Source organism: Formosa sp. Hel3_A1_48 (assembly GCF_001735715.1).
In the GTDB taxonomy this organism is placed as follows: domain Bacteria; phylum Bacteroidota; class Bacteroidia; order Flavobacteriales; family Flavobacteriaceae; genus UBA3537.
In genome coordinates, this window is the sequence record NZ_CP017259.1 from 555,142 (window position 1) to 570,760 (window position 15,619).

At 38.3% G+C, this 15,619-nt stretch carries 11 protein-coding genes and 1 tRNA gene; 5 read left to right on the forward strand and 7 right to left on the reverse strand.

Annotated features, from left to right (window positions below; genetic code table 11):
• The first annotated feature begins 17 nt into the window (after positions 1–17).
• On the forward strand, positions 18–806 hold the full coding sequence (locus tag FORMA_RS02500; protein WP_069674173.1) for a diadenylate cyclase: 789 nt from the start codon (positions 18–20) through the stop codon (positions 804–806).
• On the opposite strand, the gene FORMA_RS02505 is transcribed toward FORMA_RS02500, so the two are convergent.
• Positions 798–2,570, reverse strand: coding sequence for an ABC transporter ATP-binding protein (locus FORMA_RS02505; protein ID WP_069675419.1), 1,773 nt, complete (start codon positions 2,568–2,570; stop codon positions 798–800). The two genes, FORMA_RS02500 and FORMA_RS02505, sit on opposite strands and share 9 nt — an antisense overlap.
• On the reverse strand, positions 2,563–3,309 hold the full coding sequence (truA, locus tag FORMA_RS02510; protein ID WP_069674174.1) for a tRNA pseudouridine(38-40) synthase TruA: 747 nt from the start codon (positions 3,307–3,309) through the stop codon (positions 2,563–2,565). The genes FORMA_RS02505 and truA overlap by 8 nt, the downstream gene beginning before the upstream one ends.
• A gap of 76 nt (positions 3,310–3,385) precedes the next feature.
• Here truA and FORMA_RS02515 point away from each other — a divergent pair, with 76 nt between their 5' ends.
• Entirely contained in the window at positions 3,386–3,898 is a 513-nt protein-coding gene (locus FORMA_RS02515; RefSeq protein ID WP_069674175.1) for a metallophosphoesterase family protein, read from the forward strand.
• A 42-nt stretch (positions 3,899–3,940) separates the two neighbouring features.
• Here FORMA_RS02515 and FORMA_RS02520 read toward each other — a convergent pair whose 3' ends face one another.
• Positions 3,941–4,348, reverse strand: a complete 408-nt coding sequence (locus FORMA_RS02520; RefSeq protein ID WP_069674176.1) for a DUF4293 domain-containing protein — start codon at positions 4,346–4,348, stop codon at positions 3,941–3,943.
• Positions 4,349–4,572: 224 nt separating this feature from the next.
• Between FORMA_RS02520 and rho the strand changes: the two genes are divergently transcribed.
• Positions 4,573–6,138: a transcription termination factor Rho gene (gene rho, locus FORMA_RS02525; RefSeq protein ID WP_069674177.1), complete on the forward strand. Its 1,566-nt coding sequence runs from the start codon at positions 4,573–4,575 to the stop codon at positions 6,136–6,138.
• A gap of 69 nt (positions 6,139–6,207) precedes the next feature.
• On the opposite strand, the gene rpsT is transcribed toward rho, so the two are convergent.
• The 3 genes from rpsT to proS form a co-directional block, all read right to left on the reverse strand.
• On the reverse strand, positions 6,208–6,459 hold the full coding sequence (gene rpsT, locus FORMA_RS02530) for a 30S ribosomal protein S20 (RefSeq protein WP_069674178.1): 252 nt from the start codon (positions 6,457–6,459) through the stop codon (positions 6,208–6,210).
• Positions 6,460–6,490: 31 nt separating this feature from the next.
• Positions 6,491–6,562, reverse strand: a tRNA-Glu gene (locus tag FORMA_RS02535).
• 144 nt (positions 6,563–6,706) lie between these two features.
• A complete protein-coding gene (proS, locus tag FORMA_RS02540; RefSeq protein ID WP_069674179.1) occupies positions 6,707–8,185 on the reverse strand; it encodes a proline--tRNA ligase in 1,479 nt (492 codons plus the stop codon).
• 101 nt (positions 8,186–8,286) lie between these two features.
• Here proS and FORMA_RS02545 point away from each other — a divergent pair, with 101 nt between their 5' ends.
• Together FORMA_RS02545 and FORMA_RS02550 are read left to right on the forward strand one after the other, a co-directional pair.
• The gene (locus FORMA_RS02545) at positions 8,287–9,297 is read left to right on the forward strand and encodes a hypothetical protein (protein ID WP_069674180.1); all 1,011 of its coding nucleotides are present in this window, start codon (positions 8,287–8,289) and stop codon (positions 9,295–9,297) included.
• Positions 9,298–9,329: 32 nt separating this feature from the next.
• On the forward strand, positions 9,330–10,835 hold the full coding sequence (locus FORMA_RS02550) for an OmpP1/FadL family transporter (protein ID WP_069674181.1): 1,506 nt from the start codon (positions 9,330–9,332) through the stop codon (positions 10,833–10,835).
• 52 nt (positions 10,836–10,887) lie between these two features.
• Here FORMA_RS02550 and FORMA_RS02555 read toward each other — a convergent pair whose 3' ends face one another.
• A complete protein-coding gene (locus FORMA_RS02555) occupies positions 10,888–15,618 on the reverse strand; it encodes a T9SS type B sorting domain-containing protein (RefSeq protein WP_069674182.1) in 4,731 nt (1,576 codons plus the stop codon).
• Between the last annotated feature and the right edge of the window lies 1 nt (position 15,619).

A 15,619-nucleotide genomic window follows, 5' to 3' on the forward strand; every position in this document is an offset into this window, starting at 1 on the left:
ATTAAAATTTTATTTTCGTGGATATTCTCAAAGACCTTTTAAACTTTAACATCCTTGATACCGTAGACATCATTCTTGTTGCCCTTTTGCTTTACTACGTATACAAGTTGATTCGAGGCACAGTAGCCATCAATATCTTTATTGGAATTGTGATTTTTTATTTATTTTTCTTGCTTGTTGATGCGCTTGAAATGCATATGCTCACAAGAATATTAGGCGGATTTATGAGTGTTGGAATTATTGCACTAATCGTTGTATTTCAACCAGAAATACGAAAATTTTTATTAATGATTGGTTCTACAAATTTTGGAAAGAAAAGTGGCGTTTTGGGTCGTTTTAAATTCTTGGCAAATACTGTAAACGAAAATACAACAGATACAGAGGCGATTATCGATGCTTGTGTAAAAATGGGGAGCAGTAAAACTGGGGCCCTAATCGTACTTGAACGCAACAATAATTTGGACTTCCTTATTGAAACTGGAGATGAAATGAACATCAAAGTTACCCAACCTATTCTAGAAAGCATCTTTTTCAAAAACAGCCCGCTTCATGACGGTGCTATCATCATAGCAAACAATATCATAAAAGCCACTCGAGTTATTTTGCCTGTAACCAACAAAAAAAGCATCCCCTCGCGCTTCGGACTGAGACACAAAGCAGCTATTGGAATAACCGAAAAAACAGATGCTATTGCTCTTGTGGTAAGTGAGGAATCAGGGCAAGTCTCCTATGTTAATAACGGTGAGTTTGTATTGTTTAATGACACTCAAGAACTCAAAGAGAAAATTAAAGCAGACCTAACTTAATTCTGCTTGCTTTAAAAACTGAGCCTCGTACAATCCTCGATAAATACCATCCTGATTTTTTAAAAGAGATTTATGTGTGCCAAACTCTACAATTTCCCCTGCATCCATAACAATGATCTTATCTGCTTTCTGGATTGTAGCCAATCGATGGGCAATTACAATAGAGGTTCTGCCTTTGGTGATTTTTTTTGTTGCATCCTGAATCAATTGTTCTGAATAAGAATCGATTGAGGCAGTGGCTTCGTCTAGTATTAAAAGTTTGGGGTTTATGATATATGCTCTTAAAAAGGAAATCAGTTGCCTTTGTCCAGAAGATAGCATGGCCCCTCGTTCTTTTACGTTATACTGATACCCCCCCGGTAGAGAACTGATAAAATCATGAATACCAATTTGTTTTGCAGCGGCCTTGACATCAACCAAACTGTGTTTTGGATCTCCCAAAGTAATGTTTTGAAAAATAGTGTCCGCGAACAAAAAGACATCTTGAAGCACAACTGCAACATTTTTGCGTAGAGATTTCAATGAAAATGTTTTAATGTCTTTACCATCAAAGCGAATAGCTCCAGAACTGATATCATAAAATCGATTCAAAAGATTAATAATGGTTGTTTTCCCAGCTCCAGTTGAACCAACCAATGCAATGGTCTGACCAGGCTCAACCTGAAATGAAATATTCTTCAAAACAGGCTCGTTTGCCACATACGAAAAACTTACTTTATCAAATTCAATTTCCCCTTTGAAATTGGTAAGTTTTTCGGTGCCGAAATCTTCAATATTAGATTGTGTGTCTAATACTTTAAACACACGATCAGCAGCAACCATACCCATTTGTAAGGTATTGAATTTATTTGCGATTTGATGTAATGGCCGAAACATCATAGGGACCATCATGATAAAAGCAGCCAAATCCCCTACAGTGGCTGTTTGTTCAAAAATTACATTTAGCCCACCTAGCCAAATAATAGTTCCCAATGTAATGGAAGATAAAAGTTCGGCAATTGGAAAAAATACTGAATTATACCAAACGGTCTTAATCCATCCCTTTTTATGCCGCTCGTTTATTTCTTTAAACCTTTGAAATTCTATTGCTTCACGTGCAAACAATTGAACTATTTTCATGCCTGTTAAGCGTTCCTGTACAAAAGAATTTAAGTTAGAAACCTCATTTCTAACATCTTCAAAGGCCTTTTTCATATACTTTTGAAAAATTTTAGTCGCAATGAGTACAATTGGAAGTGTACAGAAAACAATAATGCTCAAATGCCAATTCATATAAGCCATAACAGAACCAACGACCAACATTTTGAGAATATCACTGAAAATCATGAACAGGCCTTCACCAAATATGTCGGCGATTCGCTCCATGTCGGTTACTGTCCTTGTAAGTAAAACTCCAACAGAGGAATTGTCGAAATATTTCATCTTGAAGCCCAAAATCTTGTTGAATAATTTGATTCTAATATCACGAACAACAGATTGACCAAGCCAACTTGCATAATAAATGAAAAACAAATTGCAGACAACCTCTAAAAAAAGCAAAATAAGCATCCAAAAAATATATTTCAGAAAGCCGGCTTGCTGTTGTTGCTCAATGTTCTGATCCATGGCTAACTGCAAAACCTTTGGCCGTAGAGCTCCAAAAACAGCCAACCCAATAACAGTAATTAATGCAAAAAAGAAAATCCCATAATAGCGCTTAGTATACCCCAAAAGACGGCCAAAGAGCTGTGCATCAAAAGCTATATTTTTATTTTTTTTAGCCATCATAAACTGAATCAGGGTAAACTATTTCACTTAAATACAAGCCCTTTGCAGGAGCCGAAGCTCCTGCATTAGAGCGATCTTTGGACTGTATAATCTTATGCAGATCGGATAGCGATATTTTATGATTACCAACATCAAGCAATGTTCCTACAATAGCGCGAACCATATTTCTCAAAAATCGATCAGCGCTAATTTTAAAAATCAACTCAGATTCATTCTTAGTCCAGTGGGCTTCGTAAATCGTACAAATGTGTGTTTTAACGTCTGAATGTGCTCTCGAGAAACACTTGAAATCAGAATAATCCAACAATATGTTTGAAGCCTTGTTCATAAGGTTAAGGTCTAAATTTTTGGTATAATAAAAGGCCGTAGCAAAGCTAAATACATCTTTCGATGTCGCTATTTTATAATAATAAGTGCGTTGTGTAGCATCGAATCGCGCATGAGCATCAGCTTTAACTGATCTAATGTTGTGGACCGCTATGGTTTTAGGTAAAAAAGAATTCAATTTATAAACCAAGTCAACAGCATCAATAACTAGATCATAGTCAAAATGAGCAACCATCTTAGTGGCATGTACTCCAGTATCGGTTCGTCCAGCCCCCATTGTGTTTATTGGAATCTTGAGTAGAACCGTAAGTGCATTATCCAAAACTGACTGCACAGTTACGGCATTGGGTTGTACCTGCCAACCATGATAATCGGTTCCATTATAAGAGAATTCTATGAAATATCTCACGCTAATTTGATACTTTTGTTGCTGAAAAAACAAAGATAAGACTTTGAAGTGGAATCCCTTTGTTTTTAATCAATCCATGAAAAAAATATTACTCTTATCGGACACCCATGGTTATATTGGGGAGGAAATCATAAAATATGTTCATCAGGCAGATGAAGTGTGGCACGCTGGGGATATTGGAGACTTAAAAGTAACCGATGCACTCAAAAAAATAAAACCTCTTCGGGCTGTATATGGAAATATTGACAACAATCAAGCACGCTTAGAATTTCCACTCCATCAAAAATTTACCTTAGAGGGCATAAAGGTTTGGATTACGCACATCGGTGGGTATCCAAATCGATATGCAAAAAAAGTTCGTGAAGATATTTATAAGCACACACCAGATTTATTCATTTCTGGCCATTCGCATATTCTAAAAGTGATGCAAGACAAAAAACTAAAGTTATTGCACATGAATCCAGGTGCTGTTGGCATACATGGCTTTCATAAGATGCGTACCATGTTGCGCTTTGAAATTTCTGATGGAACTATTCAAAACTTGGAAGTCATAGAATTTAAACGAATTGCACAAAAAAACCCTGAATAAATCAAGGTTTTTTCTCGCACTAATATTACTAAGATAATAGGCTTATCTCAATCGGTCTACAGATTTTACGAGCGCTTCATCCTTTTTAATGGCTTTATTGGCTAAAACCAATAACACGATAGAAATAACAGGAAGAAACAACCCAATACCTTTCTCAGCATTTTCTAATGCTCCAGGTAAGTTAAGTAGTCGATATACAAACAATCCTAGTAAAATTAAGTTTAATATGATATTAAGACGGCCAAAAACAAATTGGCTCTGTCTAGATTTGAATGAAAAAACAGCTATAATAGACAACAAAGCAGAAGCTAAAAACAGGCATAAATAAACATTTTCGTCTTTTGCATAGAGTGAATTGTCTGAAATAGTCCAAAGGGGAACCAAAAAAGAAAGCACTCCTGTAGTTACAGCAGACAACAAAAGATATAAAGTTTGTATTCTTTGAAGCATAATTCTCTTTAAGGATGTCAAATGTAGCAGTTTCTTTTTTATTATTTTAAATATATTTTTAAAAATATTGTTGTATAATTGCAGTGTACAAATAATAAAGCATTCTTTCGCTTTTATTTATTTTCATTTTATCAGTAACTATTTCATTTTATAATCATCTTCACACCTCTCTGCTTCAAAGCGGAAAATATTCAATTTAATTATCATAAAACAACCAAAATATAATGTTTGAAATTTCACAATTAAAAGAAAAAAAATTACCTGAATTACAAGAAATTGCAAAGGATTTAAAAGTTGCCAAATTTAGAAGTTTAAAAAAATTAGACTTGATTTATCAAATTTTAGACGTTCAGGCTGCCACGCCGAATGCTGAGCCCAAAGCAGATCAAAATCAACCACAAAAACCAAGACGAGAACGCGTCAATAAACCTGCTCATAACAAGCCAAACAACAACGATCGAACTCAAGACCGCAACTCAAAAAACAACCCCCAAAACAACTCGTCCAACGACAACGCAAAAACCCCAGCTAAAGAACAGCAAAATAAGCCAAAACAGCAAAAGCAACAAAAACATAACAACGGACAAAACCATAAAAACAACAACAACCATCAGCGAAAAGAAAATAATGGCAATAAGGACAACAGAAACCGTTATAAAGAACCCGATTTTGAATTTGATGCGATTATAGAAAGTGAAGGCGTTTTGGACGTAATGTCTGATGGCTATGGCTTTTTAAGATCTTCAGACTACAACTACTTATCTTCTCCTGATGATATTTATGTTTCACAATCTCAAATTCGCCTATTTGGACTGAAAAATGGAGATACTGTATTGGGGCATGTACGTCCACCAAAAGAAGGTGAAAAATATTTTCCACTGATTAAGGTGAGCAAAATCAACGGATTAGATCCACAGGTGGTCAGAGACCGTGTGGCTTTTGAACACTTAACACCACTTTTTCCACAAGAAAAATTCAATATTGCTGAAAAACAAAGCACCATTTCTACACGAATTATGGATTTGTTTTCCCCTATTGGAAAAGGACAACGTGGTATGATTGTATCGCAGCCAAAAACAGGTAAAACCATGCTTTTGAAAGATGTAGCGAATGCTATTGCCGCCAACCATCCTGAAGTGTACCAAATGATTCTTCTTATTGATGAACGTCCTGAAGAAGTTACAGATATGCAACGTAATGTTCAAGGGGAAGTAATTGCTTCTACTTTTGACAAAGAAGCCCACGAACACGTAAAAATCGCCAATATTGTTTTGGAAAAAGCAAAACGTTTAGTAGAATGTGGCTATGATGTAGTGATTCTTCTCGATTCCATTACACGATTGGCCCGTGCCTACAATACGGTACAACCGGCCTCCGGAAAAATATTAAGTGGTGGTGTAGATGCCAATGCCTTGCACAAACCAAAACGCTTTTTTGGTGCAGCTAGGAAAATTGAAAATGGAGGTTCGCTTTCCATTATTGCTACCGCACTGACGGAAACAGGCTCTAAAATGGACGAAGTTATTTTTGAAGAATTTAAAGGAACAGGAAATATGGAGCTGCAGTTGGATCGTAAAATATCGAACCGCCGTATTTTCCCTGCCATTGATTTAACCTCATCAAGCACACGACGAGACGACTTATTACTAGATGAGAAAACCGTACAACGTATGTGGGTAATGCGCAAGTATTTGGCCGACATGAACCCTGTGGAAGCGATGGAATTTATTAATGATCGCTTTAAGCAAACCAGAAACAACGAAGAGTTTTTAATTTCCATGAATGGATAATAAAAACCAGAGCATAAAAAAAAGCCTTCCAAAATATGGAAGGCTTTTTTTTTAAATATCTTGATGAAATTACAACTGCGCAATATGGCTGGCTAATTTAGATTTCAAATTTGCCGCTTTGTTGTTGTGAATAATGTTTCTTTTAGCTAGCTTGTCAATCATAGAAGCCACAGAAGGAAACGCTTTTTCAGCTTTCTTCTTGTTAGTTAGTTCACGTAAACTTTTGATCGCATTACGTGTAGTTTTATGCTGATACTTGTTCAGAATACGCTTGGCGTTGTTGCTTCTAATTCTTTTTAATGCTGACTTATGATTTGCCATAATTCTTTAAATATTATACTATTATAAATTGTAGCCCGTAGGGGAATCGAACCCCTCTTACCAGGATGAAAACCTGGCGTCCTAGCCGATAGACGAACGGGCCGTTTTGTTTCGATTTAAATCATTTGTTTTTCAACTTGTTTTAAAATCCAAAACAGCTACAATATTTCTATTGCGGTTGCAAAAATACAACTATTTTTAAATGCTACAACAATCGCGATTGTTTTTTTAGCTTTTTTTGAAAATTTTAATACGCTTTTGCAAATAAAACACGCCCTTTTGAAGCAGCACCAGAAAACACACATGCTCCAACTTCCTCGATTGAATCATAAGGAATACAACGTATGGTGGCTTTGGTCAATTCCTTGATTTTTTGCTCAGTTTCTGCAGTACCATCCCAATGTGCTGAAATAAATCCGCCTTTGTCTTCCAAAACCTTTTTAAAATCTTCAAAACTATCGACTTCTGTAATGTGTGTATCCCTAAAATCAAAAGCTCTTTTGTATAAAGACTGCTGGATTTCTGTGAGTAAATTTTTAATTTCTTTGGACAGTCCGTCTAAAGGATAAGTCGTTTTTGAAAGAGTGTCACGCCGTGCGACTTCTACAGTGCCTTTTTCTAAATCTTTTGGTCCAATAGCAATACGCAAAGGCACACCTTGCAATTCGTGTTGTGCAAATTTAGCGCCAGGACGTTGGGTGGTTCTATCGTCATATTTCACACTGATGTTTACACTGCGAAGTGTATTCATAATATCCTGAGCAACAGTGCTTATAGCATCTAATTGTTCCTCACTTTTATAAATGGGTACAATCACCACCTGATAAGGTGCTAAATTTGGTGGAAGTACCAATCCTTGATCGTCGCTATGGGTCATGATAAGTGCGCCCATTAGTCGTGTTGAAACACCCCAAGAAGTGGCCCAAACATGATCTTGATCGCCAGAACTGGTCATGAATTTTACATCAAATGCTTTAGCAAAATTTTGCCCAAGAAAATGTGATGTTCCAGCTTGCAGTGCCTTTCCATCTTGCATAAGTGCTTCAATACAATAGGTTTCTTCTGCACCTGCAAAACGTTCGCTCTCTGTTTTTGTTCCTTGGATAACAGGGATGGCCATGAAATTTTGAACAAAATCGGCATAGACTTGATTCATTTGTTTGGCCTCGTCTAGTGCTTCTTGTTTGGTAGCATGAGCCGTGTGGCCTTCTTGCCATAAAAATTCGGCGGTACGCAAAAACAGACGTGTACGCATCTCCCAACGCACTACATTAGCCCACTGATTGATTAATATTGGTAAATCTCTGTAAGACTGGATCCACCCTTTATACGTATTCCAAATTACGGCCTCACTTGTGGGCCTCACCACCAGTTCTTCTTCAAGTTTTGCTTTGGGATCGACACGAAGTTTACCCGGGTTTTCAGGATCATTTTGCAAACGATAATGGGTAACCACAGCACACTCTTTAGCAAAACCTTCAGCATTTTTTTCTTCGGCTTCAAACAAACTTTTGGGAACAAATAATGGAAAGTATGCATTCTGATGGCCAGTTTCTTTAAACATACGGTCGAGTTCGGCTTGCATTTTTTCCCAAATCGCATAGCCATAAGGTTTGATGACCATACAACCCCGTACGGCTGAATTTTCTGCTAAGTCGGCTTTAACAACCAATTCGTTGTACCATTTGGAGTAATCTTCAGCTCTTTTTGTAAGGTTTTTAGGCATATTGTTGTAATTTGGCACAACTATTGTGTTGTAAATAAATGTATTAATTTTACACAAAACTAAGTATTTTTAAAACGTCCAACAATTTAAATTACATCGTCATGAAATTTACAACAATACTGCAACTACTCAAATCTGCTTTTTTAGCCTTAATCGGGTTCACCTTTTTTGCCTCTTGTGGTTCTTACCAGTATGTTGGAATGTCTGAAGATGGAATTTATGGCACTTCCGAAAGTGCACCCAAGGAAGTTGTTTACAAAGATGATAATTCCAATAGTACGCAAGAGAACAGTTATTACAGCGACTACTTCAAAGGCAAAGCAAATGAATACAACAGCGACGAAGCTGAAGTTTTTACAGATATTGACAGCTATAGTGGGACCTATGACGACAGTACTCAGAACTCAGATGAAGAAGCTTATGCAGGTTGGGGACAAAATAACGACTCACAACTTGTTATCAATATACAAACAAGACCTTCTTTTTGGGGTTTTGGATGGGGGCGCCCGTTCTACAATCCGTGGGGTTGGAACAATTTTGGATGGAACGGTGGATGGAATAATTGGGGCTATGTCAATTATGGTTTTTGGGACCCTTTTTTCTACAACTCTTGGAATACACCTTTTCTGGGCTATGGACATGGACCATATTTTTACTATGGGCCCTACAGAAGCAGAAATGTAGCTTATATCAATGGATACAGAAACTCAAGAAATAGAACCTCGAGCTACCGAACAACTAGCTTAGCCAACCGCAGTGCCTTGAGCACTGTTTCAAGAACACGTTCAAATGCAAGGCGAAATACATCAAGTAATACAAGTAGAACCTACAAAACTAACCGCCCCACAAGAACTTCCTCTAGAACAACGACGACAAAAACACGATCTGTTCGAAACAGCGATGGTACAATAACCACAACGCGCGAGACGAGAACAAGCTCACCTAGCAGAACAAGAAGTACTAGAACAACAACACCAACCACAAGATCAACAAGAACAACACGTTCCCGCTCAACCTATAGCCCTCCAAGATCGTCAACAAGATCTACAACTACAAGATCAAGTGGCGGTTCAAGATCAAGAGGAGGAACAACCATACGCAAAAGAAATTAACCTATATTTAACTAAGATATTATAGCATTTAAATGAAAACACTACTTATTTCTTTTTTTGGCCTAATCTCATTTGGCTGTATTCATGCGCAAGATTTAACTGATGCCCTCAGATACTCTAGTGGCGAAACTCAGGGCACTGCTCGATTTAAGGCCCTTAGTGGAGCATTTGGTGCATTGGGAGGCGATATTTCTGGGGTAAGCCTTAACCCCGCTGGTGCAGCCATTTTCAGCAGAAGCCAAGGCGCTTTGTCTGTGGCTAATAGTTCTGTTTCTAATGATACCGAGTTCGGAGGCTCATTAAATAACCGAACAAATAATAATTTTGATTTACATCAAATTGGAGCTGCATTTGTTTTTGAAAATAACAATTCAATGTGGAATAAATTTGTTGTGAGCTTGTTCTATGAACAACTACAAGACTACAATGCACGTTTTTTTGCTGCGGGTTCTACAAACAACTCTATTGCTAGTTATTTTTTAGAAAATGCTAATGGGTTGAATTTAGAAAATATTAGTGCATTTCCTGGTGAAAGTACAACTGATGCATATGGATCTATAGGATCAAGTTTTGGATACCGCCACCAACAAGCATTTTTAGGGTATGACAGTTTTATCCTTGAACCCGTTTCTGGCGATGATGATAATACTGCCTATACCTCAAATATTGCTCAGGGAAACTTTAATCAAGAGTACGACCATTTGACTCAGGGATACAATGGGAAATTTTCTGCAAATTTGGCCATGCAGTACAATAAATCTATATCATTAGGATTGAATATCAATTCTCATTTTATAGATTTTAGAAAAAGTACATATTTGTTTGAAGAAAATACAAACGATGGATCTACAATTAACGAAGTGAATTTTGAAAACGAACTTTACACAACAGGTGAGGGGTTTTCTTTACAGCTTGGTACCATTGTTAAATTAACCGACGATATCCGTGTTGGGCTAAGTTACGCCACCCCAACTTGGCTTACCCTTCGTGAGGAAACTACTCAATATTTATCGACTTTTGACGATGAGGCTAGTCAAGGGTATGTAGTAAACCCATCCATTGTTAATATATTTCCTGAGTACAATTTAAAAACACCTGGAAAACTTATTGGCAGTATTGCCTATGTCCTAGGCAATTCAGGTCTTATTAGTTTTGATTACAGCAGAAAAAATTATGCAAATACCAGTTTTAACTCCAATGATAATTCCTTAGACAACGCTTTAAATAGTGACATTATCAATACTTTTAGAGCAGCTAACTCATACAAAATCGGGGCTGAATTAAGACAGAAGAACTTTAGCTTTAGAGGAGGCTATCGTTTAGAAGAAAGTCCCTACAAGGATACATCCATAGCAGGAGACTTAAAAGGATTTTCATTGGGATTAGGATATAGCTTTGGAAATTCTAAAGTAGATTTAGCTTATGAAAACATAAAACAAAAAACAATGCAACAACTTTACCAAAACGGTTCACTTGATGCAGCTTCAATCAACAATAAAAACTCCATCGTAACACTTACTTTAAGTTTGGACTTATAATTTGAATTAGTCTATAAAAAAAACCGCGCAATTCCGCGGTTTTTTTTATCTATTATCGCTTCAGACTAAAGTGTGCTCTGAGTTGTTTAGGAACGCCTGTATTTAAATCATTGTATTCCAACATAAACCAATAGTCGGTGGTTGGCATCTGCTGGCCATTGTATGTGCCGTCCCATCCTTCACCTGCAGGAGTGATTTGCTTTAAAAGCTTACCATAGCGATCAAATATGTAAATCTTTGAACCTAATTGACTTGAGAGTGCATCTATATTCCACGTATCGTGGTAGCCATCGCCATTGGGTGTGAAATATTTTGGATAATCTACAATATAAATCATCTTTGCTGTTACACCACAACCATTCACATCCCGTACGTAAACCGTATGATCACCGGGGTCTACCCCTATAAATGTTCCGCTGTCTAACCATGGACCCTGATCCAAACTAAACTCGTAAATCCCTGTCCCAACAGCTGTAGCGACAACCACATGTGTGTCTGCAAAAGCCTCAGTCACCACATCTACCGCCACTGCTGGGGCTCCACTCTCACTAACCGTGAAAATCTCTAAAGGTGCTGAGCAGCCTGCGGCTGTTGAAGCAAAACTGACCTCTAAGCTGTAAATACCACCCTGATCAACCGTGTAGGTTGAATCAGTACTGAGTACATCTCCAAGTTCGTCTCGCCATATAAAATTGTAAGTCGCTGGTGAAAGCCCTGGATCAACAACAACATAATCTAATCCGCCCCCTGTAGCATCAGAACAAATCACATAATTGCCCTCCAAATCGATCTCAGGCAAAGGATCAACCACCAAATCTATGGTACTGGTCGCATAACAATTGGTAAGTGTGTTCTCCAATCGTATGTGGATCGTTTGCAGGTTTGGTGTCGTTGTGGTGATGTTATCCCCCAAGGCAGCTGTGTTGTTCTCTGCATCTGTTAGTGTAAGGTGGTAGCTCACCACCATATCCGTCTGCGCCCCTATCACCTGAGCAGCTACTCCACTCATATCAAAGGTCTGTAAACCATCGGTATCATCATCACATTTAGAGTCAATAAATGCTGGGGCTGGAACTGGTAAAGGATTGACCGTGACAGTGACTGTAAAGGCTGCGCCTGTACAATTGTCCGATGATACTGGCGTAAAACTATAAACCACATCCAATGGTGTAGCTGTAGTGTTGGTCCATACATCCGATGCAATGGCATCTGAAGCTAAATTTGTGCCCAACACCGCGTTTGAAGCATCTGCTGCTAATCCTGCCTCTGGTGTAATTGACGTAAGATCATAACTCACCACAGATGGTCCGTCTACATCATCAGCCAAAGTAAGACCTACAGTCGATGCGCTACAAACAGTGGCACTCTGGTCTGTGACCTCTGGATTAGGATACACAGTAATATCAAATTGTGTAGTTTCATAACAATCAGGCAATCCATCCTCTTCAACTCGAACATAGATCGTTCTTGAAGTTGTAGTTAATGGACTAACAAGAGGACTATCCCCCGATTCGGCATCTGTAGGGTCAGAATGATAGGTTACTGTAAACGTTGATGGATCCTGAAGAGCCCCTAAAATAGTTGCCGTTTGTTGTTCTAAATCAAATGTGGCCTCCAATGCGCCTGTACCGCTAGAATCACATTTAGAAAGATTTTCTGGGGCTACGGCAGTAGCTTTATTAGTTACAATCAAATAAAACAAAGGATCAGGACTGACTATGAAGCAGCCGCCACCTCCCACAGGTTGAACACGCACATATATACCTTGCGCATCAGAAGTGCTAAGATATGGACTTGTCAGATTAGCTGTCCCCGCTTCAGCAGATGCTAAATCTATATGATAAGTTACTTCGTAATCTGTTGCTAATTGTGTTCCTAAGATTGATGATGTTCGCTCATCTAAATCAAAAAATTCAACACCATCATTAGACAAATCATCACATTTCACTATGTCTTGTGCCGCAAAAATCTGAGGCAAATCGATAAGTTTTAGTTGAAATGATTCTATTACAAAACAATTGGAATCTAAATACTCGAAGCGGACAAAAATTTCTTCATTAACTGTACCAGAGTATGCTGTGGTATCCATAATTGCCCCAGTATCGTTTTCTGCAGCCGTTATATCGTTATGAAAAGTCACTACATAATCCTCTGGATTGGGATTAGATGCAAGCATAGTGGCTTCGTTTTGAGACAGGTCAAAAACGTATGGTGGTGCAGGGGAATCACATACAAAAAGATTGCTGGGAACATCAAAAATAATTTCTGGCAAAACATCTACACAAACCTCATGTGTGTATTCACAGTCAAAATCATCAACTACCGTGTAGGTGTAACAGTATTGCCCTTCGGTTGGAGGGGCTATGGTAATGGTATCGCCGTTAGTTTCTGCAATGCTAGGGTCATCTGCCCATGAGCCCGAAATAATTTGTGGTGTAAATGAAAGATTTGCTGGGTTTAGGGCAGGATCAAAATTCAATACCCATGAGAAAATATAACCATTATCAACAGCTAAATTATCTACTACCTCTATACACCAATTACCGTTTAAAGGACTTCCTATTAAATTTTGAAAAGAATCTTCAGGTAAATACAACCCTGGTGTAATTGACTGACGTGGTGGATTACCAGCAATGATTAAATCGCCATTGATCAGTGTTTCATTACCTGCCATTGAAAAACAATAATCAGCTCCAACTCCTGGCTGGTTAGAACCATCATCATTCGCCCCACCTAAAAATTGTCCAAAGCCAAAACCGTAATAATCAAGTAAAGTAACTTCCACACCATCAGGACTGATTAATGAAATTTCTAAATCTCCAACATAAGAATGTTCAATGTTCAAACAAATATCGATAAGATCTGTAATATCTTCTATTACTTGGTCTGACTGAAAGCAACTAACCGTAATACAAGTAGTGTATAGATCTCCATTTCCATCAGGTAAGAAAGTCTCTTCACTAACTGCCTCAGTACATTCATTATTGAATGTGGTTGGTGTTACCACAGCTGTTATGGAAGTTGTAGCACCAAAACATAATGGATCTTGATCAGGAACAGTTGCAGTAAAATCAGGTGTTGTACTGACCTGAATAATTTGATTAATCAAGTTTGTGTTTTTGCAGCCTTCAGGTAAAATACTGGTATTGGTATCCCAGATGTTCAAGTTAGCTAAATAGACTCCTGGAGTATCATAGGAGAAAGTTGCTGTTTGTCCATCAATCAGTGTACCATCACCTGTATCCCATTGGTATGTAGCCCCATCACCTCCTCCTGGTTCTGAGAAAGTACCACTCCCGCTTAACGTAATTTCTTCTCCAGGACAGACAAGGATGTAACCCTCAGCATTGGGCTCTGGAAATGCTGAGTCTAATTGTGCTAAAACGGTTTGACATGCTGTTGGTGGATCTTGACAAGAAATATTGGCTTGCCAACCAGACTCCACGCCAAATCCGTTACTAGTAAACACCAAAGTCAGACACCCAGAAGCATTTGTTGTCATAGCAGCAACGAGGCCTGGACTATCTGCGGGATCAGTACCTGAATATTCTTGTATAATTGTTGTAGGATCATCTGCATTATCAGCGTTATAGATAGTGAGAATATCTAAGTTAAGCTGTGTACTAAAGCTAGTAAAGTCCAATTGAATGACTTGACCTGGGTTTTCGGGACAAATAGTAAACGTTACCTCGTTCTCACCATTGGAGTAATCAGCATCCGCACCACCAGAATCATAGAAAATACCATTACATGTATTTATAAGTCCATCAGTCATGGTATATTCGGGGGTTTCTACACAAATTGGGACCGTATTCGGCTTAAATTGTGGTTGTAGAACTCCTGCAACATAAGCATCCACAACATCAATTTGCCCTTGTGAAAACATATACATACAGGCATCATCTGTGTAATCCATGTAATTCATCGAAAGCTCAAATTCACCAGGGTTACATGCTGGAAATTGAGCAGGAGCTGGACACCCACCATTAGCGGCATCTTGTAAAGGCGTGTCAGCAACATCATCATCAGCGCTGCAAGGTCCATCTCCCCAAACATGACTTAAATCAAAAAAATGTCCAAGCTCATGGGTTGTTGTCCGTCCAAGATTATACGGCGCACCAGGTTCAAACCCCGGACAACCAGCCCCAGAACCAAAAGCAAAAGTATTAATTGTAACAGATTGACCAGCAGTAATATTTCCTGGTTTTGGCGAAAACCCTAATGTCCCTCCACCAAGAGTTTTGACTAAAAAATTTAAATATCCACCCCAAAGTGGATCAGTGGAAGTCCCACCACCAAAATTATATCCAATGGAAACCGCTGGACCTCCTTCTATCAAGTCATCATCTGTGTTGGCAGGATGATTGGAAGTAGCAATACAAAATTTTATATTAGCAGCTCCGTGAATTATTCCAGGATAATTACCAGTGGCAACTGCGTCAACCCAAAGATTCGCATCTAAATTGGTAGCTGTAAAATCGGCATTAAGTATGTCAATTTGGTTTTGAGCTAAATCCTCGAGACATGTGCGGTCTGCTTCTGATCCCTCAGGAAAATGAACTGCTACAGGAATTACAATTTCGTTCATTGCAAATGAACTTCGTCCCAAGTTTGCTCTTCTAGCTAACTCATTTTGTAGTTTTTCTTGATCTTTGGCCCATTGCTTAGCATATACGGGGTCTTTCATCATTTCGTTCATGTAATCTTCTGTTCCACAGCTCCGTTGCGCTGAAACATGAGCACAGAAAATCATAAGTAATACTAGTAATACTCCCTTTTTCATG

Excerpts from the sequence above, each read along its gene's own strand:
- FORMA_RS02505 (WP_069675419.1), bottom strand. The coding sequence starts at position 2,570 with ATGGCTAAAAAAAATAAAAATATAGCTTTTGATGCACAGCTCTTTGGC.
- FORMA_RS02515 (WP_069674175.1), top strand. The coding sequence starts at position 3,386 with ATGAAAAAAATATTACTCTTATCGGACACCCATGGTTATATTGGGGAG.
- FORMA_RS02520 (WP_069674176.1), bottom strand. The coding sequence starts at position 4,348 with ATGCTTCAAAGAATACAAACTTTATATCTTTTGTTGTCTGCTGTAACT.
- rho (WP_069674177.1), top strand. The coding sequence starts at position 4,573 with ATGTTTGAAATTTCACAATTAAAAGAAAAAAAATTACCTGAATTACAA.
- rpsT (WP_069674178.1), bottom strand. The coding sequence starts at position 6,459 with ATGGCAAATCATAAGTCAGCATTAAAAAGAATTAGAAGCAACAACGCC.
- proS (WP_069674179.1), bottom strand. The coding sequence starts at position 8,185 with ATGCCTAAAAACCTTACAAAAAGAGCTGAAGATTACTCCAAATGGTAC.
- FORMA_RS02545 (WP_069674180.1), top strand. The coding sequence starts at position 8,287 with ATGAAATTTACAACAATACTGCAACTACTCAAATCTGCTTTTTTAGCC.
- FORMA_RS02550 (WP_069674181.1), top strand. The coding sequence starts at position 9,330 with ATGAAAACACTACTTATTTCTTTTTTTGGCCTAATCTCATTTGGCTGT.
- FORMA_RS02555 (WP_069674182.1), bottom strand. The coding sequence starts at position 15,618 with ATGAAAAAGGGAGTATTACTAGTATTACTTATGATTTTCTGTGCTCAT.